Origin of the sequence: Morganella morganii (assembly GCF_019242955.1) — a bacterium.
GTDB lineage: Bacteria > Pseudomonadota > Gammaproteobacteria > Enterobacterales > Enterobacteriaceae > Morganella > Morganella sibonii.
This window is the reverse complement of record NZ_CP066129.1, coordinates 3,145,070-3,166,311: the sequence shown is the minus strand read 5'-3', so window position 1 is coordinate 3,166,311 and position 21,242 is coordinate 3,145,070. Positions and strand designations below refer to the sequence as shown.

At 49.1% G+C, this 21,242-nt stretch carries 18 protein-coding genes; 16 read left to right on the top strand and 2 right to left on the bottom strand.

Annotation, left to right across the window (positions count from 1 at the left end):
• Positions 1–783 precede the first annotated feature (783 nt).
• The 5 genes from JC793_RS15035 to JC793_RS15015 are packed head-to-tail and all read left to right on the top strand — an operon-like array spanning position 784 to position 5,798.
• Positions 784–3,315: a type VI secretion system Vgr family protein gene (locus JC793_RS15035; RefSeq protein WP_218428466.1), complete on the top strand. Its 2,532-nt coding sequence runs from the start codon at positions 784–786 to the stop codon at positions 3,313–3,315.
• A gap of 53 nt (positions 3,316–3,368) precedes the next feature.
• Complete coding sequence (locus JC793_RS19840) at positions 3,369–3,629, top strand: PAAR domain-containing protein (RefSeq protein WP_107680657.1); 261 nt, start codon at positions 3,369–3,371, stop codon at positions 3,627–3,629.
• A 2-nt stretch (positions 3,630–3,631) separates the two neighbouring features.
• The gene (locus JC793_RS15025) at positions 3,632–4,465 is read left to right on the top strand and encodes a TagK domain-containing protein (protein ID WP_107680656.1); all 834 of its coding nucleotides are present in this window, start codon (positions 3,632–3,634) and stop codon (positions 4,463–4,465) included.
• 18 nt (positions 4,466–4,483) lie between these two features.
• Entirely contained in the window at positions 4,484–5,314 is an 831-nt protein-coding gene (locus JC793_RS15020) for a type VI secretion system accessory protein TagJ (RefSeq protein WP_218426553.1), read from the top strand.
• Positions 5,304–5,798 (top strand): type VI secretion system baseplate subunit TssE, encoded by a 495-nt coding sequence (locus tag JC793_RS15015; protein WP_046894593.1) that lies wholly within the window; start codon positions 5,304–5,306, stop codon positions 5,796–5,798. Before JC793_RS15020 ends, JC793_RS15015 begins: the two co-directional genes overlap by 11 nt.
• Before the next feature lie 42 nt (positions 5,799–5,840).
• Here the strand turns inward: JC793_RS15015 and JC793_RS15010 are convergent, their stop codons facing one another.
• Positions 5,841–6,671 (bottom strand): FkbM family methyltransferase, encoded by an 831-nt coding sequence (locus tag JC793_RS15010; protein WP_218426552.1) that lies wholly within the window; start codon positions 6,669–6,671, stop codon positions 5,841–5,843.
• A 528-nt stretch (positions 6,672–7,199) separates the two neighbouring features.
• Here JC793_RS15010 and JC793_RS15005 point away from each other — a divergent pair.
• On the top strand, positions 7,200–8,687 hold the full coding sequence (locus tag JC793_RS15005; protein ID WP_218426551.1) for a hypothetical protein: 1,488 nt from the start codon (positions 7,200–7,202) through the stop codon (positions 8,685–8,687).
• Positions 8,688–8,752: 65 nt separating this feature from the next.
• On the opposite strand, the gene JC793_RS15000 is transcribed toward JC793_RS15005, so the two are convergent.
• On the bottom strand, positions 8,753–9,253 hold the full coding sequence (locus tag JC793_RS15000; RefSeq protein WP_218426550.1) for a DUF2938 domain-containing protein: 501 nt from the start codon (positions 9,251–9,253) through the stop codon (positions 8,753–8,755).
• Between the two features lie 117 nt (positions 9,254–9,370).
• On the opposite strand from JC793_RS15000, the gene JC793_RS14995 reads away from it, so the two are divergent.
• The 10 genes from JC793_RS14995 to JC793_RS14950 all read left to right on the top strand — a co-directional run bounded on the left by JC793_RS14995 (position 9,371) and on the right by JC793_RS14950 (position 21,242).
• Positions 9,371–10,033, top strand: a complete 663-nt coding sequence (locus JC793_RS14995; protein WP_218426549.1) for an ArsR/SmtB family transcription factor — start codon at positions 9,371–9,373, stop codon at positions 10,031–10,033.
• Between the two features lie 321 nt (positions 10,034–10,354).
• Positions 10,355–11,716 carry a nucleobase:cation symporter-2 family protein gene (locus JC793_RS14990; protein WP_046894590.1) on the top strand — a complete coding sequence of 454 codons (1,362 nt, stop codon included), beginning with the start codon at positions 10,355–10,357 and terminating at the stop codon, positions 11,714–11,716.
• Between the two features lie 139 nt (positions 11,717–11,855).
• Positions 11,856–13,748, top strand: a complete 1,893-nt coding sequence (gene gss / locus JC793_RS14985) for a bifunctional glutathionylspermidine amidase/synthase (protein WP_218426548.1) — start codon at positions 11,856–11,858, stop codon at positions 13,746–13,748.
• Between the two features lie 201 nt (positions 13,749–13,949).
• Positions 13,950–14,198: a type B 50S ribosomal protein L31 gene (locus JC793_RS14980; RefSeq protein ID WP_024474782.1), complete on the top strand. Its 249-nt coding sequence runs from the start codon at positions 13,950–13,952 to the stop codon at positions 14,196–14,198.
• A 17-nt stretch (positions 14,199–14,215) separates the two neighbouring features.
• Positions 14,216–14,341 carry a type B 50S ribosomal protein L36 gene (gene ykgO / locus JC793_RS14975; protein ID WP_004237696.1) on the top strand — a complete coding sequence of 42 codons (126 nt, stop codon included), beginning with the start codon at positions 14,216–14,218 and terminating at the stop codon, positions 14,339–14,341.
• Positions 14,342–14,343: 2 nt separating this feature from the next.
• Entirely contained in the window at positions 14,344–14,988 is a 645-nt protein-coding gene (zinT, locus tag JC793_RS14970; RefSeq protein WP_166708406.1) for a metal-binding protein ZinT, read from the top strand.
• 576 nt (positions 14,989–15,564) lie between these two features.
• Positions 15,565–16,656, top strand: coding sequence for a PfkB family carbohydrate kinase (locus tag JC793_RS14965; RefSeq protein WP_046894587.1), 1,092 nt, complete (start codon positions 15,565–15,567; stop codon positions 16,654–16,656).
• On the top strand, positions 16,653–17,585 hold the full coding sequence (locus JC793_RS14960) for a pseudouridine-5'-phosphate glycosidase (RefSeq protein WP_166708404.1): 933 nt from the start codon (positions 16,653–16,655) through the stop codon (positions 17,583–17,585). The genes JC793_RS14965 and JC793_RS14960 overlap by 4 nt, the downstream gene beginning before the upstream one ends.
• 129 nt (positions 17,586–17,714) lie before the next feature.
• Positions 17,715–18,977, top strand: a complete 1,263-nt coding sequence (locus tag JC793_RS14955) for a NupC/NupG family nucleoside CNT transporter (protein ID WP_046894585.1) — start codon at positions 17,715–17,717, stop codon at positions 18,975–18,977.
• A gap of 300 nt (positions 18,978–19,277) precedes the next feature.
• Positions 19,278–21,242, top strand: coding sequence for an FAD-dependent oxidoreductase (locus tag JC793_RS14950; RefSeq protein ID WP_218426547.1), 1,965 nt, complete (start codon positions 19,278–19,280; stop codon positions 21,240–21,242).

Below are 21,242 nucleotides of genomic sequence, written 5' to 3'. Positions count from 1 at the left end.
ATTATCAGAGCGATTTCCTTATATTGATAAATGGCTGCTTATTATGAAAATAAAGACAATTTTTCCGGGGTTAGGAAATAGTTCAGGAAGAAACCGAATTAAGGGGAATCACGTAATTTATCGTGTTATCCGCCAGTGCAGCCAATTAAATATCAATCAGTCGCTTAACAGCAGAATGATTACAGAGCAATTCCCGTGGTGCTTTGCTGTACCGGCTTCAGAAAAGAAAGATACGTTTTATCTCGGTGCTTTCAGTTTCCTCAGTGATGATAAATGTGTTGTTCTGTACACAAAGGCAACGGATAAGTGGACTGTCAGACACCTGAGTACGGTATCAAATGTTATTTTCTGGTGCTCCCGGATAATTGCATTTCATATTGAAAATGAAAATTGTGTGATTGATGAAAAGAAATTAAGAAACTGGGTTACGTCGCTGCAACGATATTACTCTCCGCTGTGGGAATCGGTTCTCCTGAAACCCCGGTTTCAGTTTAAGAACAATTCGGACGTTCTGATATCTGAAATGACGTACACGGATTGCAATATCAATGACAATGGAGGAGTTAGCGCGATGCCATGGATAAATTGGCCTTATTGTATTAAGTCTTTTGACTCTGCCTGGCTATGGCGTCTGAATCGGCAGGGAAACATTTTAGACTCAATTAAGATAGATATCAGAAACACGGATGTCTCCGTTTAATTATGTACTTAATACAAATTTGATTTGTATCAAACCAATTAGGTGTGAATATGCCTCGAACATTAACGCTGTATTGCTCGGCAATGCCGGAACTGGCAGGTGAGCCGGGCCTTGCAATATCGACGCTGGAGGGTGAGGAAGCCCTGTCAGTGTTGTATCAGTATAAGGTAGTTGCGAAAACACCCGCAAACCCTGCTATTCCGTGGCAGGTCGCAGCAAACCTTGATCTGAAAAAATTTATCGGACAGCAGATGACGGTTGTTATCGAGCTGGACGGTAACGGACTGGATATTGAACGTGGTTCAGGTAAGGGCCACAGAGAGGTCACCGGTCTGGTGGAACGTGCCCGTTTTATCGGACGGGATGAGAATCAGGCGATGTATGAATTTATCATACGTCCGTGGCTGAATCTGGCGACGCTGACTTCTGACTATAAGAATTTTCAGCAGAAATCCGTCGTGGATATTATTGATGAAGTTCTGGCAAAGTTCCCTTTCCCGATCGAAAAGCGCCTGTCAGCTATTTATCCGCAGCTTGATTATCAGGTTCAGTATGGTGAAACGGACTTTGATTTCGTTCAGCGCCTGATGGAAGAGTGGGGTATTTACTGGTTCTATGAGCATTCTGATCTGAAGAACCGGCTGATCCTTGTTGACCATGTCGGTGCGCATAAGCGGACATTCAGTCCGGCGTATCATACGTTGCGGTATGAGTCTGATAAACCGAAGGACGGACAGGAATATATCGATCAGTTCGGCGCTCAGGAAACGGTGACATCCGGGCAATGGCTGACATCGGATTATGACTTTAAAAAATCCCGTGCGGATATTTCCGCGGTGGATAAAAAGCCGCGTAAAACTAACTTTAACGAGTATGAACAGTACCAGTGGCCGGGGGATTATGATGATCCGTCTGTCGGGGAGTTCCTGGCGCGTGTCCGCAGTGAGGAGCAGGGGTGTCTTGGTTCCAGAGCAGCCGGTTCCGGTGAAATCCGCTCTGTGGTCTGCGGCACAACCTTTACACTGGAAAATTATCCGCAATCCAAAGCAAACCGCGAATATCTGGTAATTTCGAATCAGCTGCGGGCGACTGAAATCAACCAGCAGTCTGACAGTGATGATTTCAGTATCTACACCAGCTTTGTGGTGCAGCCGACAACAAAAGTCTATCGTCCGCCTCAGACTATCACCAAGCCGTTCACTCACGGGCCGCAAACCGCACTGGTTGTCGGGCCGGAGGGAGAGACGGTCTGGACTGATGAATATGGCCGGGTAAAAGTGCGTTTCCTGTGGGATCGCTACGGCAAAAATACCGATGCCGATTCCTGCTGGATACGTGTCGGTCAATCATGGGCCGGGGATAACTACGGCGGGATTTATATTCCGCGTGTCGGTCAGGAAGTGATTGTCGACTTCCTGTATGGTGACCCGGATCGCCCGATGATTATCGGCAGTCTGTATAACAACATGACGCCGCCGCCGTGGGAACTGCCGGCAAACCGGACACAGAGTGGTTTAATCAGCCGGACTATCGGCGGGGGAAAAACCAACTATAACGGTATCCGTTTTGACGATAAACCGGGACTCGAAGAGTATTGGGAGCAGGCGGAACGAAATATGTCCCGTGTGACCAAACTCAACGAAACCCAGCTTATCGGGGTTAACCATACCCAGACTATCGGTGTGAACTCGGATTCCACTGTCGGGGTCAACCGCAGCGAAACGGTCGGTGTGAACAAGAGCAGTATGGTTGGTGCCAACAGCAGCCAGATCGTGGGGGCTAACTTCTCCCAGGATGTTGTCGGTTCAGCCTCCCGTATTGTCGGTATGACCGATAGCATTGTTATCGGCGGCGCCTTCAGCGGGATATACGGTTCCAGCCACGCCATGAATATCGCGGCGGCCAGTTCGTATAACGTTGGCGGGGCTTATGCTATTAACGTGGGCGGAGCTTACTCCACAAACGTCGGTGGTTACCACTCGGTAGCGGTCGGTGGTGCCATGCAGATGGGAGTCGGTGGTGCATTTGCTCTGACATCCGGCGGAGAACTGGCTATCGGCTGTGTGGGATGTATGGTGATTACGGCTGACCAGATTAAGATCAAAGCCAAAAACGGCCTGATTCTTGACGGGGCAAATACCTACCTTAACCCGGGTGATAATGCGCATGCCCGCGGTTTCGGTACCCAGCCGGGCAGTCCGGTCGCGGTTGCAGCTCCGGCAATGCCGGGACTGCCGGGATTCTTCTTCTTTGCTATTATCCCGGTACCGCCGCTTACTCCACCACCGACGGGTACAGTGACGACACCGCTCGTTACGACACCGGAAATTACGACACCGGAACCGACGACACCGGAACCGACGACACCGGAACCGACGACACCGGAACCGACGACACCGGAACCGACGACACCGGAACCAACGACACCGGAACCGACGACACCGGAACCGACGACACCGGAACCAACGACACCGGAACCAACGACACCGGAACCGACGACACCGGAACCGACGACACCGGAACCGACGACACCGGAACCGACGACACCGGAAGTGACAACACCGGAAGTGACCACACCGAAAGTGACGACACCGCGCTTTACTTTCCCGCCTTGATTTACCACAGCCCCTGCGGGGGCTGTTCCGGACAGCTGATATAAGGAGACACTATGTTACCAGCAGCAAGATTGGGCGATTTAGCCTGCCATTGCGGGGTTGTGGAAGCGGGTTCATGTAACGTGTTTACCAACTGTATCCCGCAAACCTTTCTGGGAGCGCCGGTATGTTGCACTATTCATGTTAAAAGTTGTATCTGCAGCGCATCCTGTACTGTTTTTGTCAATAATATCCCGGCCGCCCGGGCCGGGGATTGCGGCGGATGCGGCACAGTAGTATCAACAGGTTCATGTAATGTGTTTATCGGACACTGATAATGCTATTGCACTTTAACTGGCCGACCCGTAAAGGGTCGGTCAAACTGACAGAGCAGAATACTATCGATAATCCGGTGGCGATCAATGCGTTTACTGCCGATGTTGCGCTGAATTCAGGCAAAGAGCAGGATACGGACGTTCTGTTTTATTACACCAATACCGGCCCTGTTTTACAGAATACCTGCCGGGATTTAGTCTGTTTCGTGAATAAACAGCAGGTTGCGTTCGGGTCAAAAATCCGGCTGATATATGGCTCTGCTGTTCAGATTGGCCATTTTTCGCTGTCGTTTGTTGCGGCTGAAAATAACCAGTCAGCATCAGTTATTGAGGCATTAACAGAATTAACACCGGTAAAAATTGATTTCATGAATATTGAAATCAATGAAATATTACCGCAGGGTGCGGGGTTTATTTCTATAGAATATGCCGCAGAAGCGTACAGAAAAAGCGGCGATGAATTAAAAAAGCTGGAAGTTGAATATAAAAAATTTCTGTTATGGGGGGAAATTGATTCTCCGCAGACGGAAACGTATACCGCTGCAGAAGAGGCAAAATTATCTGCCGCGGATGATGACGGCAGCTTTGATTCACTCTGTGAGCAGATAAAAGATCTGAATCTGACCGAGTGTATTTTTGAAACGTCAGCATTTATGGAACGTGTCTGGCGGGAGTTGTCAACGATGGAAGAAGTTGATTTAACACAGGATGAGCATGAAGATTATGACATTCTGAGAATGCTTGCTCCGGACGGTATTATTCCGTACGCAAAAGACTCTGTTTCCTCACTCGTTTCTAAGGAACTCTATAAATTAGGCTTAGACAGCCGTTTATAATCAATTAAGGATTTTGAAATGGCCACAACACAAAAACTCTCTGATATTCTTACCAACTCATCGCTGGATGAATTTTTTGATGAAACTCTGAATAAGGTAAAACAAAAGCCGAATGACTTAGTTATTCGTGAGACTTTATTTAAATTGTGTTGCCTGAAAGGTTACTGGGAAAAAGCGATGATTCAGCTTGAAACCTGGTCATTAATTGATGGTCACAATGATGACAAGCAGCTTGAATTATATAAAAACCTGGTATTCAGTGAAATTCTGCGTGAAGAAGTTCTGAAAGGAAAGCGCGAACCGATGACGCTGCAGCAGGACTTACCGGAATGGATGAAATCAGTCTGGGAAGCCAATAAATTACTGATAGAGAATAAACCGGATAAATCAGAAGCACTGCGTTTACAGGCCTTTGAGAATGCACCGGCAGCCGGCGGCAACGGTGAAAAGATCGGTGATTTTGCCTGGATGGCAGATAATGACAGCCGTCTGGGGCCTATCTGTGAGTTTATTGTTGCCGGTGGCTACCGTTGGGTACCGTTTGCGGATATTGAAACCATCAATATTGTTAAACCCCGCGATTTACTGGATCTGATTTGGATCCACGCTCAGATTAAAGTAAAAAATGATATTTTTTACGGTTATATTCCGGCCCGTTATCCTGTCCGTGATACTGACAGTGATAAAATTAAGCTGGGTTTTGAAACTCAGTGGGAGCAGGTTTCAGAGTATTTCCTGACAGGAAAAGGCGGAAAAATGGTCATTACAGACCTGGGAGAATATCCGTTATCTGAACTGAATAAGGTCTCCATGACAACAGCCGGTGCTGAAACTGAACATGCAGGATAATAAAAAGCAATATATGCCTGCATTGCTTGACCGGCTGATTGATGATCATCCGAAAGAGCGGCGTGAGCCTGTCGATAAATTCTATTTCGATTCACGTAAAATGCGTGAGGTTATATTGCGTGATCTCCTGGCTATTTTCAGTACTGAAAATACGGAAGGAGAGCTGCGGCGTTACAGTAAATCACCGGTTGTTGACTCAGTGATTAATTTTGGTATTGCGCCGTTAACCGGCGCCTATGCCAGACAACTGGGCTGGGAACAGGTCGAGGAAAAACTGCGCCGGGCTATTTTGCGTTTTGAAAGCAGGATTATTCCGGAATCACTGGTGATAACCCCGTTAGCGGGAAAAGATCAGTATGCGCAATATGGCATTATTGTGTTTGAAATAAGAACACTGATTTACTGGGACCCGTATCCGCTGGATCTGCGTATTAAAGGCTCTTACGATATGGAAACCCAGCAGGTCAGTCTGAGTTACCGGTAATAGAAAAGGAAGCATTGGCTTCCTTTTCTATTCTTAATGATGTCAGAAACTCAGAAAATCCATACCAAACTGTGACGTTTCCCGTTTTACAATATAGCCGTTTGGTGTCTGAACCAGCTTTCCGCTTTTATTGCTTTTATGCTGTGCAACATAAAAATCATCAATCTGAAGCAGTTCATACCCCATTTCATCCTGCAGCAGGGAAAATACCTGTTTATTTTTCTCTATGGTCGATGTCATATAGTCGCCCCACACTGAAAAAATAATATAAGGGTAACCGGATGCCTGTATCCATTTTTTTCCGCCCCTCAGAACATCTGCTTCCATCCCCTGAGCATCTATTTTCAGCAGACTGGCATGCGGCATATTCAGTGTATCCAGTGTGCTGATTGTTCTTTTTTCTGTTGGTGGTGCTGAACCTGCACGTTGTTCACTGAATACGGTTTTGTCAAGAGAAACTGCGCCCATGTTACTGTCAGTCAGCGGATCAAAGACCGGTACATCAATTTCACCATCGTAGTCACCGATTGCGCTGTTAAAGGTATAACAATTTTTCAGTTTGTTCAGGAAGATATTACCGCAGAGCTGGTTATATACCTGACGCTGGGGTTCAAAAGCGTAGACAATACCGTTACGGTGCTGAAAATAGTTACTGACCGGAATTGTCCAGGAGCCAAGATTAGCGCCGATATCGTAAATCACCGGAGCCTCTGTAAATTCCAGCAGGCGCTGACTGATATTGATTTCTTTTGTTCTCCAGAGGGCACCTCCGCGTAATACTTTACTGATGTAGTCAGGCCCGGAAGTGAGCAGGAACTGGTGGCCGCCGCTGGTTTGACAGATATCAAATTCAGGTAATGTTTTATTTTCCATAATGTTATCACCGGGATATTCAGAGAGTAATCGGATTCTTTTTCAGAGTTTTATTACTCAGAATGCTAACACTATATCCGGAATAAGAAAAATGCCTTACGGAATGTAACAGGATTATAAGATAAGTCCGGATAGCATTTTTTAAAGTATGAACATACTTAATCAATATTGCTGTGTAACATAATTATCTGTCGATGAACCGGTACTTTATTGCTGCCGGATCTTTCTCTTCTTCACTGAAAATGAAAATTATATTTTCATTTTTTTAAATTCAGGTTTTCTGTTTAAGATTAATCGGAATGCTCAGGGAGTAAAATAATATTCAATTCATATCGTATTGTCTGTAGTATTAGCGGTGTTATTGCAGTGAGCCATCGTCATGCATCCGGTATTTATCTCATTTTATGTTCATTTTTATTTCCGGATAATGATTCAGGGTAATCTCCGGTCAGGGATTAAGCATAATTTATTATTCTGAAATATATCTGGTGGGCACCTGCTTCATTTTATATACAGGAGTTATGTAATATGCCTATCGTTATCGGCATTGTCGATAAAGCAACACGCGTGACAAAAAAAGCGGAAACCACTGTCAAAAACGGGGTTAATGTTCTGAAAGCCATGCCGGGAGTGGATTATGTGCTGGTTGATAAACAGACAGGCTCCGCCCCCCGGGAGACGATTATCATCCGCGATGGTAATAATCTGAAATTATTTCTGGCGGGCGAAGAAGAGCCGTCTGTGGTGATCGAAGACTATTATCTGTTTCCCGGTCAGGTTATCGGTGAAGCTGAGAATAAAAAGGTGCATAACTATACACCGAAGTCTGCCATGGAATATGACAATATCAGTAATATGGCGGATAAACAGGCCGCGGTTCAGCAGGCGGGTACAAAACTGCTCGCGCCGATTACCTGGGAGTCATTTATATCCGGCTGGGAAGTTCTGACCTTTTTAGGCGTGGCTGTTGCCGGCGGCGCTGCGGTGGCAATCGGCAAAAGCGGCCATTCAGGCAATGATCATCCGAATCGGGTGCCGCCCTTTGATAATAAAGATAACGGCAATACCGGTACTGATGACAAAGATAACGGCAATACCGGTACTGATGACAAAGATAACGGCAATACCGGTACTGATGACAAAGATAACGGCAATACCGGTACTGATGACAAAGATAACGGTAATACCGGTACTGATGACAAAGATAACGATAATATCGGTACTGATGGCAAAGATAACGGTAATACCGGTACTGATGACAAAGATAACGATAATACCGGTACTGATGACAAGGATAACGGTAATACCGGTACTGATGACAAAGATAACGATAATACCGGTACTGATGGCAAAGATAACGGCAATACCGGTACTGATGACAAAGATAACGGCAATACTGCGGCGGATGACCAGGATAAGACAGATGTTCCGGCTGATACCACCGCGACAGCCATCATTGATGATGTTACCGATTCCGCTGAGATTGATCCTGATAATCTTTCAGCAGTGACGCCTGTGTTAAACGGACATCTTGACGGTGTGCCTGAGGAAGGCCAGGTAGTGGTTATTTCCCGTGATGGTGATGTGGCGGGATATGCCACTGTGGATAGCAGCGGGAAATGGACGTTTAATGATACCGGCGGCAATTTTGAACAGGGTCAGACTTACCATTACACCGCACGTGTTGAAGGTAATGGTGTGATCGGCAAGGAATCTGAGGCTTTCAGTATTCACTATGACACCACCGGTCAGCATGAAGAAACGGAAGCACCGGTCTTGCCGGGTGCTGAAGACAGTGCGGTACAGGCTTTAGCCGGGCTTCTCTCTGAACATGAGGATTCTCTGAATCTGGATGAGTTACTGAGTCAGTTACCGGAGGAGAACACCCCGGCGGAGAATGATAATACAGCTGCCGGTACACCGGATTATCTGCAGTCGTCGGCTGAATTTATGGCGCATGATATGGTGAATCAGGATCCGGAGTTGTTAACGGAAGCACAGATTACGCTGTTCTGAGTCCCCGGACAGTAAACAGAGACGGCCACCGGTCATTATGTGATCGGTGGCTTTTTTATTTCTGTTCAGAAACCGGTTATCAGCGGATGCAGGGCCAGGCCGGTCAGGTACAGACCTGCACCGTAAGCGCTGTGGGATAAAAAACTCATCAGACGGGCTTTGGCCGGATTCGGTGTCCGTGATGCGGCAATACCGGCCCCCATCGCGGGCTGCATAATAAAATACGGTGCGGCGACAGTAATCACCCCCCAGGCATAAGCCGGCCAGAAGGATGGAAAAAGAAACCAGAATTCACCGGTCAGGAAAATAAAGATAAATGCAAAGATAATACCGATAGCATAATGTGCGAACCAGCCAAGCGCATTTTCATTCCTGATCGGCGGGCTTTGGGCTACCGTCGGACGGTGAATGAATTGTCCGTGCAGCATATGGCCCGTCCAGCGGCCGATCATGGATAAATTCAGTGTCGGCTGCCCGGCTGATTTCAGCAGTAATGCCCAGAGATCCATCACTACAGTGGCACCAATCCCTAATAATGTTGTCAGTAAAACAGCAGTCAGTGTCATGATCCTGATTCCTTTTCAGCGTGCCGTGTTGTAATTCCGGCCTGTTTGATTACTATAAAAGACATGATAAATTCAACATTCAATTGATTAATTGAATGTTATGACCGGAGGTAAATAATGTCAATTAAGGCTCTCTTAGATGAGCAGCAATTAACAGAATGTGCTGAATTAGCCCGGGCACTGAGCCATCCTCACAGGATAAACATTATCCAATATCTTGCCCGGGACACATTTTCTGTGGAAAAACTGGCAAAAGTTGTTGGTCTGAGTGTGGCTAATACCTCGCAACATTTACAGCAGCTTAAGAGAGCCGGATTAGCAGAGAGTGAACGGGAAGGTAAAAATATCTGTTACCGCCTGGCAAACGGCCCGGTACTGAATATGCTGTCAGCCCTGAAACTGCAGTCTGAATATACACGGAATGAACTGAGCAGCAGGCTGAACCGGAATGTGCTGTCTGAAGAGTATTTATCACCGATTTCAGGAACGGAGCTGGTGGCGGGTATGAAATCCGGTCAGATTTTACTGGTTGATGTCCGCCCGGAACGGGAATATCAGGACGGGCATCTGCCCGGAGCGGTGAATATACCGGTTGAACAACTGGAAAACTGTCTTGCGCAACTGCCGGATGATAAAGAAATTGTGGCGTATTGCAGAGGGGCTTATTGCTTTTTATCGGCAAATGCGGTTATTTCCCTGCGTCTGAAAGGGTTTCGTGCGCGTCATTTCAGAGAAGGTATTACGGCGGATATTCCGGACGATAAGCCGCTATCATTGTGATAATGAGATTATTAAATTGAGAAGGCAATCGATTGTTATATCGTCCGGCCTGAAAAATGACATTTTGCAGGTATAACAAAAATGCGGCGGGTATCTCGTTTTTATCGGGAAAGTGCGTCAAAAAACCGGAATTCTGTCACGAAAAACAGCATTTATGCTGACAGAAAATCGCGTTGGTCTGAATTTTGCTCAATTGCTTAAATGATGAACAGATACCCGGGCCGGGTTCGTCATCATAGTGAGACACCCTGACGCCAGGGGTCATTTTCCGAGATCTTCGAATCGAAGCCGGGGAGTCCCGGTTGTAAGGGAGTCTGTTTCATGAGCAATCATAGTGTGGATCAAGCACAGGAACCGGTTAAGCCCGTTATTGACGAAGTTGAAGAAATATTACCTGCAGGAAAACTGATGATGCTGGGATTACAGCATGTGCTGGTGATGTATGCCGGTGCCGTGGCCGTACCGCTGGTTATCGGTGACCGGCTGGGGCTGAGCAAGGAAGTGGTGACACTGCTTATCAGTTCGGATCTGTTTTGCTGTGGTATCGTGACACTGTTGCAGTGTATCGGTATCGGAAAATTTGCCGGTATCCGTCTGCCGGTGATTATGTCTGTTACGTTCGCGGCGGTAACACCGATGCTGGCCATCGGCGCCAACCCGGATATCGGCCTGATGGGGATTTTCGGGGCGACCATTGCGGCGGGGGTACTGACAACACTGATCGTACCGCTGATGGGGAAACTGATGCCGCTTTTCCCCAATATGGTTACCGGTATTGTGATTACCTCCATCGGACTGAGCATCATGCAGGTGGGGATCGACTGGGCTGCCGGCGGCAAAGGTAACCCGGAATATGGTCATCCGCTCTACCTTGGCATCTCATTTGCCGTTCTGTTATCTATCCTGTTTATCACAAAATTCTGTAAGGGTTTTCTCTGTAATATCTCGGTATTACTGGGGATTATCTTTGGTTTTGTGCTGTCACTGATGTGCAATGAGGTCAGCTTTGACGGATATGCGGATGCCCCCTGGTTTAAACTGGTTACCCCGATGGCGCTGGGAACGCCGACATTTGAACCGATCTCCATTATCACCCTCAGTGTTGTTCTGCTGATTGTTTTTATTGAATCGATGGGGATGTTTCTGGCACTGGGGGAGATTGTCGGCCGTCCGGTCGAAAAAGACGATATTGTGCGCGGGCTGCGGGTGGACGGAATCGGCACCATTATCGGTGGTCTGTTTAACAGTTTTCCGCATACCTCATTTTCCCAGAACGTCGGGCTGGTGGGGGTGACAAAAGTTCACAGCCGCTGGGTGTGTGTGGTTTCCGGATTTATCCTGATTATCTTTGGTCTGCTGCCGAAAATGGCGGTGGTGATAGCCTCCATTCCGCAGTTTGTCCTCGGCGGGGCGGGGCTGGTGATGTTCGGGATGGTACTGGCGACAGGAATTCGTATTTTGTCCCGTGTTGATTACAGCGGCAATAATTACAATCTCTATATTGTGGCGATCAGTCTGGGGGTGGGACTGACACCAACGCTCTCCGGTAATTTCTTTGCCAAACTGCCGATGTTCTTACAGCCGCTGCTGCACAGCGGGATTCTGCTGGCCACTGTCAGCGCGGTCGTACTGAACCTGTTTTTTAACGGTTATCATCCGAAAAAAGAAAGTCCGGCAATGTGATATGTCTCACCAGACATAACCCGAAATGATGATTGACACCGATGCATAAAAGCATCGGTGTTTTTTTATGGACAGGCGTATACTGAATTATTATCAAGAGCAACTATTGTAATCTAAATAATATCAGTAAGGCCGTACTATGAGCGGAATCATCACGGAGCATGAACCTTTCGGGACATTACTGGGCTATGCGCCCGGCGGTGTGGCTATCTATTCCTCTGACTACGATACCATCACGGAAGCAGAAAAAGAGGATGATATTTCTTTCCGCAGTTATATCGGAAATGAATATATGGGATACAAATGGCAGTGTGTGGAATTTGCCCGCCGCTTCCTGTATCTCAATTATGGTGTGGTGTTTACCGATGTCGGCATGGCGTATGAGATTTTTTCCCTGCGTTTTCTGCGTCATGTGGTGGATGACAGTATCCTTCCGCTGAGGGCGTTTAAAAACGGCTGTCACCAGGCACCGGTAGCAGGGGCATTACTTATCTGGCAGGAAGGGGGCGAATTTAAGCGCACCGGTCATGTGGCGGTGATCACGCAGGTCTGCGCGGATAAAGTCCGGATTGTGGAGCAGAATGTCATCCACCATAAACTGCCGCGCGGTCAGCAATGGACCCGTGAGCTGCCGATGCATGTCAAAGACGGTTACTACACGCTGTCGGATACGTTTCCGGATACACATATTCTCGGCTGGATGATCCAGACAATCGATGATGAATATGCGTGGACAGAGCCGGCGGTGAACCCGGCGCTGATGACACTCCACGCTGCCCGGCTGGGTGAAAAAGCGGATTTCACCGGAAAATGGCTGGATGAGTCCGATCCGATGGAAAAAGCCTATATTAAAGCCAATCACGGCCACAATCTGAATGCCGATCCGCACGACTATTTCACGATTTCGGAAACGGCTGAAAATGCTCTGATGCAGGCCACCAACGAAGTCCATCTGATGTATCTGCATGCTACTGAAAAAGTGCTGAAAGATGACAATCTGCTGAAATTATTCAATATCCCTGAAATTCTCTGGCCGCGCCTGCGGCTCTCCTGGCAGAACCGGCGTCACGATATGGTGACCGGCAGACTGGATTTCTGTATGGATGAACGCGGTCTGAAAGTGTATGAATACAATGCGGATTCCGCCTCCTGCCATGCGGAAACCGGGCGGATTATTCCAAAATGGGCGAAACAGGGCGGACTGACAGAGGGTTGGGACCCGGGGGAACGTCTGTCAGAGATGCTGGCGGATATCTGGAAACACACGTCAGCCAAGCCGTTTATCCATATTATGCAGGATAAAGACAGCGAAGAAGATTACCATGCGCTCTATATGGCGCGGGCTATCACGGCAGCAGGGTACGGATACCGGATCATTCACGGTCTGGATGAACTGAGCTGGAATGAAAGCGGACAGGTGATCGACGGCGAAGGGCGCGTGCTCAAGTGTGTCTGGAAAACCTGGGCGTGGGAAACGGCACTGGAACAACTGCGGCAGGAGAGTGAAAATGACAGGACATACTCCGCGCTGCCTATCCGTACCGGTCATCCGCGCCATGAAAATAATGTGCGGCTGATTGATGTGCTGCTGCGCCCGGAAATCCGGGTATTTGAGCCGCTGTGGACGGTGATCCCGGGCAATAAAGCGATTCTGCCGATCCTGTGGTCGCTGTTTCCGCACCACCCTTATCTGCTGGATACGGAGTTTGAGCTCAGTGATGAACTGCGGCAGACCGGCTATGCGGTTAAACCAATCGCCGGACGTTGCGGCAGTAATATCGGGCTGGTGGATCACCGCGATACCGTGCTGGATGAAACCTGCGGCCGTTTCGGGGAGCAGGAAAACGTCTATCAGCAGCTCTGGTGTCTGCCGAAAGTAGCAGGCCGCTATATCCAGATGTGTACTTTTACTGTCGGCGGCCACTATGGCGGTGTTTGTCTGCGTTCAGACCCGTCACTGGTTATCAAAAAAGAGAGTGATATTGAGCCGCTGCGGGTACTGGAGGATAACGATTTTCTGGCAGAGAGCTGATTTCTGACCGCTGTATTTCTCCCGGGCAGCCACCGGATTCACCGGTGGCTGCCCGTTTTTATATCCTTTTGATCTGATTTATTTTTCCTTTCTTTCTGCAATTGCAATCCTTTCCCGTATAAAAAACAGGGTTAAAAAATAGTGGTCAACAGTGATAAAAATCATTATTGTTATAATATAACATAACAAAATGAGGCAGCCATGAAACCCGATATTCATCCGGATTACCGGACCGTCATCTTCCACGACACCGCAGCCGATGTGTATTTCAAAGTCGGTTCCACCATCAGAACGGAAAGAACCATCGAATTTGAAGGGCAGACGTATCCTTATGTCACCCTGGATGTTTCGTCCCACTCCCACCCGTTCTATACCGGCAAACAGAAAACACACTCGCAGGAAGGGAATGTGGCCCGTTTTACCAAGCGCTTCGGGCGTTTTGTACATTAAAAGAAGAGGAAAAACCGATGCAGGTATTGAGTTCACTGAAAAGTGCGAAACAGCGCCATCCGGACTGTAAAATTGTCCGCCGTCGCGGCCGTATTTATGTGATTTGTAAGTCCAATCCGCGTTTTAAAGCCGTGCAGGGGTGATTATGACAGCTAAATCAGTTCTCCCGTTACTGTTACTGGCGGGATTATTCAGCGGTACGGCAGCAGCACACGGCCATCACCACGACAAACCGCAGACAGAAGCACAGCGCAAGGCAGCAGAAGGTGTTTTTGCGGATAAGGATGTCAAAGACCGGCAGCTGAGCGACTGGGATGGCGTCTGGCAGTCTGTTGCGCCTTACCTCGCCAGCGGTGAGCTGGACCCGGTGATGCAGGCGAAAGCCGCGAAGAACGGCGATAAAACCGCAGAAGAGTATCGCGCTTATTATACAAAGGGCTATAAAACCGATGTGGATATGATTGGTATTGAAAATAATATCATCGAATTCCATCACGGGGATAAGGTGGATCAGTGTGAGTATCAGTATGCCGGTTACCGGATACTGAATTACACCTCCGGCAAGAAAGGGGCGCGTTATCTGTTTGAGTGTAAAGATAAAAACAGCCATGCACCGAAATATATCCAGTTCAGCGACCATATCATTGCACCGGAAAAAGCGGGTCATTTCCACCTGTATATGGGTAATGAATCCCAGGAAGCACTGCTGACTCAGCTGGATAACTGGCCGACCTATTACCCTTATACGATGAGCGGAAAAGATATCGTTCACGAAATGCTTCATCACTGACAGAAAAGCGAAAGCTGCACTGCAATATAAAACCAACAGCCCGGAAACTGATGTTGTTTCCGGGCTGTTTTGTTATTTCATTAATAAATTAATATAAAACTTGATTAATCGTGTCAGTTCAAAATAAAATAAGAATAAGCGATTCAGCTGAGAGAGTTAAGCGGAGTTGCGGCAATCAAAATCCGATCTTTTTTATTTCTGGTATTGCTTTTTTTGTTTGACATGTATCACGATATTTATGTAACGGTAAAATGATCGTTTCAGTTATTTCTCTATAAGATCATGAAAACAAACACATGTTTGTTATTGTGACAACCGTGATATAACAGATTGATAGATATACGTATTATTTTTTAAATTAATCACCTTTTTTTGAAGGTTATTACGTTGTGTTTTTTATTTTATTTTTGATGATATAAAAAACATGATCTCCCTCCTGTTTTTATGCTGAAAACCCACTCATCTCATTTTACGATCACCACTTAAATTCCGGCGAAATCTTTATTTCATTGCTTTACTTTGTTGCGGACAAAAAATAAAACAAGCACATGTTTAATAACCAACAAGTGTCCGCTTATGACCAGTCGAGAAAAACAAATCCTTCAGATCCTCCGGCGTGACCCGCTCATTCCGCAGCAGGAACTGGCCGGCGTATTAGGTATCAGCCGCTCTGCGGTGGCCGGACATATCATGAATCTGATGAATAAAGGCTACATCAAGGGTAAGGGATACATCCTCTCCGAGCACCGCTATGTGGTGACTGTCGGTTCAGCCAATATGGATGTTTGTGGTTATTCTGACCTGAATCTGGTGTATGAAGATTCTAATCCCGGTCATATCAAATGTTCACCCGGCGGGGTCGGGCGCAATATCGCCCAGAATATTGCCCTGCTGGGCTGTGAATCTCATTTTATCTCCGTCATCGGTGATGATTTCTACGGTAACACCCTGTATGAACAGGCAAAACTGGCCGGTGTGAATGTCAGTAATCTGCACCGTCTGCACGGGGAAACCACGTCAACCTATCTGTCACTGCTGGATCCGCAGGGTGAGATGATCACCGCCATTAATGATATGCGCATCCTGGAAAAACTGACCCCGGCGTTACTGGCGACCTCCCGGGATCTGATCCGGCACGCCGGTGTGCTGGTGGCGGACTGCAATCTGTCAGAAGGCGCGCTGGAGTGGCTGTTTACCAATGCCGGTAATGTACCGGTCTTTGTCGATACGGTTTCCGCGTTCAAGGCAAACAAAATCAAGCCGTGGCTCAGCCATATCCACACCCTGAAACCCAACCGCTTTGAGGCGGAAATTCTCACCGGTATCAAAGTGGAGAATAAACAGGATGTGGTACGTGCCGCTAATGCATTGCATGAACAGGGCGTGCAGCGCATCGCCCTGAGTATGGGCGGCGAGGGCGTTTATTACAGCGAAGCGGACGGTGAAAACGGCTGGTCTAAGCCGTTCAGTGTCCACATTGTCAATGTGACCGGTGCCGGTGACGCCATGATGGCCGGTCTTGCCCGCTGCTGGCTCGAAGGTGAGCCGCTGTCACAGAGTATCCGTTTTTCCCAGGGCTGCTCCGCCCTGACGCTCGCCAGCGAGCTGACAAATAATCCCGGTCTGTCAAAAGACAGTGTTCACAAACTAATGGAATCACAAGCATGAAAACTCAACAACTGAACGCAGAATATCTGGATATTTCCCCTGAGGTTGCACAGGCGCTCGCGGAGAAAAAGCCGGTTGTGGCACTGGAATCCACCATTATTTCTCACGGTATGCCGTATCCGGACAACGTGAAAATGGCACTGGAAGTTGAACAGCGTATCCGCGACAACGGTGCGATCCCGGCGACGATTGCGGTGATTAACGGCCGTATGAAAGCGGGTCTGTCTCATGATGAGATTGAGATGCTCGGCAAAGAAGGCCACAAGGTCATGAAAGTGAGCCGCCGCGACCTGCCGTTTGTGATCGCCCAGGGCATCCACGGTGCGACCACCGTTGCCTCCACCATGATTATCGCGGAAATGGCCGGGATTGCTGTTTTTGCCACCGGCGGGATCGGTGGGGTGCATCGCGGTGCGGAACACACCTTTGATATTTCAGCGGATTTACAGGAACTGGCGCAAACCAACGTGGCGGTTGTCTGCGCGGGTGCCAAATCCATTCTGGATCTGGGGCTGACCTCGGAATATCTGGAAACCTACGGAGTACCGGTTGTCGGCTATCAGACGGATAAATTACCGGCTTTCTTCTGCCGTGAAAGCGAATTCCCGGTCACCATCCGCATGGAAACCCCGGAAAACGTGGCAAAAGCACTGCACGCCAAATGGGCGACCGGCCTGAACGGCGGCATGGTGATTGCCAACCCGATCCCGCATGAGTTTGCGATGCCGGAAGAAACCATCAACAGCGCAATCGCACAGGCGGTACGCGAAGCGGATGAGCAGGGTATTAACGGCAAAGCAAGCACGCCGTTCCTGCTGGCTCGCGTGGCGGAACTGACCGGCGGTAACAGTGTGAACTCCAACATTGAGCTGGTCTTTAACAACGCGAAACTGGCAGCCCGTATCGCGTCCGCTTATCAGCAACTGTAAGCGGCTGACCGGTAGCCGGTCATAACAACTGATGAAACATATGACCCGGTAAGGTGCTGATCTCACAATCAGCCTTTACCGGGCATTGCAGCATACAACTGATGAGTATAATAACCACGGGGCCGGATTATGGATATATTACGGAGTTTGGCGGGGATCGGCGTCTTATTACTGATAGCATTTCTTTTTTCGGTCAATAAGCGGAAAATCAGTCTGCGCACTGTCGGCGCGGCACTGCTGTTACAGGTGGCACTCGGTGCCATCATGCTGTATATCCCGGCGGGGAAATGGTTTATTCAGACCATCGCATCGGGTGTGAATAATGTTATCGCCTACAGTGATGCGGGCAGCGCCTTTATTTTCGGCAGCCTGGTCGGCCCGAAAATGGATGTGTTATTTGACGGGGCCGGGTTTATCTTCGCATTCCGCGTATTACCGGCCATTATCTTTATCACTTCTCTGATCGCGATTTTGTATTACCTCGGCATTATGCGCTGGGTGATTAATATTCTGGCGTATGTCTTCCAGAAGACCATGAAAATCAGCAAGATAGAATCTTTTGCGGCAGTAACCACCATTTTCCTCGGTCAGAATGAGTTACCGGCGGTACTGAAACCCTTTGTCAGCCGGATGAATAACAATGAATTATTCACCGTGATTTGCAGCGGCATGGCCTCCATTGCCGGATCAATGCTGGTGGGTTACGCCGGACTGGGCGTACCGATTGAATATCTGCTGGCAGCTTCTCTGATGGCGATTCCGGGCGGGATCTTATTTGCGCGGATGTTAAGTCCGGCGACACAGGAATCCACCGTGGAATTCACCGAAATTTCGTTCAGTGAAAAACGTCCGGCCAGCATTATTGAGGCCGCGGCAGGCGGTGCGATGCTCGGGCTGAAAATTGCGGTCGGCGTGGCGACAGTGGTACTGGCATTTGTGGCACTGATTGCCCTGATTAACGGGCTGATTGGCGGCCTCGGCGGCGTTATGGGTTTTGAGGGGATCAGCCTGCAAAGCCTGTTCGGTTATATTTTCTCACCACTGGCATATCTGATGGGCGTGAGCAGTGAGCACATTGCGCTGGCGGGCAGTCTGATTGGTGAAAAACTGGCGATCAACGAGTTCGTGGCATATGTGGATTTCTCTCCGCATTTACAGGACGGCACACTCGATGCCAAAACCATTGCCGTGATCTCCTTTGCGTTATGCGGTTTTGCCAACTTCGGTTCGATTGCCGTGGTGGTCGGGGCGTTCAGTGCGGTAGCACCGGAGCGGGCCTCTGATATCGCCCGTGTCGGGGTCCGTGCATTGCTGGCGGCAACATTATCCAACCTGATGAGTGCGACGATTGCCGGGTTATTTATTGGTCTGGCGATGGCGCCGGGTGTCTGATCTGTTCAGATAAATTCCCGGGATTCACAGGCGCTTCTGCAAAAGGAAGCGCCTGTTACCAGCTGATACGATTCAATTTTTTTTATTCCGCTTAAGACCGCGTCAGGTCAAAAAAACAAATCCCGCTCCCCGTTAAAGTAAAAAAATCCGGTAACCTTGTTGCGCGTGTGTTATTGCTTTCCTGCATCCGCAGAATTTGACCCGCCCCGCAAAATGACCATAAAACAGACTAAGAAAGGCCGGATGTGCCCGGTTATTGCATGGTTACCAACACTGAAAACTGGAAAGCGATAGGTGAACATGAACAAATGTATAGTTGCGGACAGCCAGAAATGTATCGGATGTCACGCCTGCGAAATTGCCTGCGTTGTCGCGCATAATGATCACCACTGGCCACATGACAGCCGTGATTACGCTCCCCGTATCCGCGTCATGTTCAAAGAGAATGACAGCCTCGCTGTCACCTGCCGTCAGTGTGAAGACGCCCCTTGTGCCGCCGCCTGTCCGGTGGATGCTCTGTATATGGCGGACAATATTGTCAAACTGGATCAGGAAAAATGCATCGGCTGTAAAAGCTGTGTGCTGGTCTGCCCGTTCGGGGCGATGGAAATGGTGATGACCTTTGATCACTCACTCGAACTGGCACAAAAGTGCGATTTATGTGATACCACCGGCGGCTCGCCCGCGTGTGTGGCGAACTGCCCGACCAGCGCACTCAGCATCCTGGATGAACATAAACTGGTGATCCTGCGCAATGACCGTCTGATGCGGGCAGCCACCGGGGCATACAACCGTGCCCGCCAGTCTGAAATCCGTTTTGAGATCCTCAAACGCCCGCCGCGTGAAGGAACACAAAAACAGAGTGCGGCGCTGCGTAAAAATCATTTCGGTGAAATTTATATCGGGCTGAATGAACAATGTGCCGGTTATGAAAGCGAGCGCTGCCTGTACTGCTCACAAAAAGCGATGTGTAACCTGTCATGCCCGCTGCACAACTCTATTCCGGATTTTGTCCGTCTGGTGCGCGAAGGCAAAATTATTGAGGCGGCGGAGCTGAGCAATTCGACCAGTTCACTGCCGGAAATCTGCGGCCGGGTCTGCCCGCAGGACAGATTGTGCGAAAGCCGCTGTACGCTGCGTAACCACGGCGGAGCGGTAACTGTGGGAAATATCGAACGTTATATCACCGATACGGCCTTTGAGATGGGCTGGCGGCCGTCGGTGGCGGAGGATGTGGTTCCCCGCCCGGAACGCGTTGCGATTATCGGTGCCGGTCCTGCCGGACTGGGATGTGCGGATGTACTGACCCGCGCCGGGGTGAAAGCGGAAGTGTTTGAGCGCCATCCTGAAATCGGCGGCCTGCTGACTTTCGGGATCCCGCCGTTCAAGCTGGACAAACAGCTGATGGCGCAGCGGCGGCAGATTTTCACGGATATGGGGATCACTTTCCATCTGAACTGTGAAATCGGCAAAGATATCCCGTTCAGCCGCCTGATGAATGACTATGATGCGGTGCTGCTGGGAGTCGGAACCTACGGCATGATGAAAGCCGGACTGGAGCATGAGGATTCCCCGGGCGTGGTACAGGCGCTGCCGTTCCTGATCGCCAGTACCCGTGAGGTGATGGGGTTGCCGGTGGCGGATGAATATCCGTGGATTGATGTGGAAGGGAAAAAAGTGGTGGTGCTCGGCGGCGGTGATACCGCGATGGACTGCGTGCGTACGGCTGTCCGCCGCGGGGCTGAGAGTGTTATCTGCGCCTACCGCCGTGATGAGGCCAGTATGCCGGGTTCGAAGAAAGAAGTGGTTAATGCCCGCGAGGAAGGGGTGGAATTCCTCTATAACGTGCAGCCGCAGTTTATTGACCGCAACGGGGAGGGCGCTGTCACTGGTATCGGGCTGATCCGTACCCAGCTCGGTGATCCGGGGCCGGATGGCCGCCGCCGTCCGAAACCGGTGGAAGGCTCTGAATTTATCCTCGGTGCGGATGTGCTGATTATGGCATTCGGTTTTCAGTCGCATCCGATGCCATGGCTCAGTGGTTATAATGTTCAGCTGGATAAATGGGGACAAATTAAAACCGGCGGTAATGGACGTATGAGCAACCAAACCTCCAATCCGAAAATCTTTGCTTCCGGTGATGCGGTGCACGGCGCGGATCTGGTGGTCACCGCCATGGCAGCAGGTCGTCAGGCCGCCCGCGAAATGCTGAGTATGTTCGATGAACAGGCTCAGGCACCGCAGGCGATGGTCAGTAACGCATAA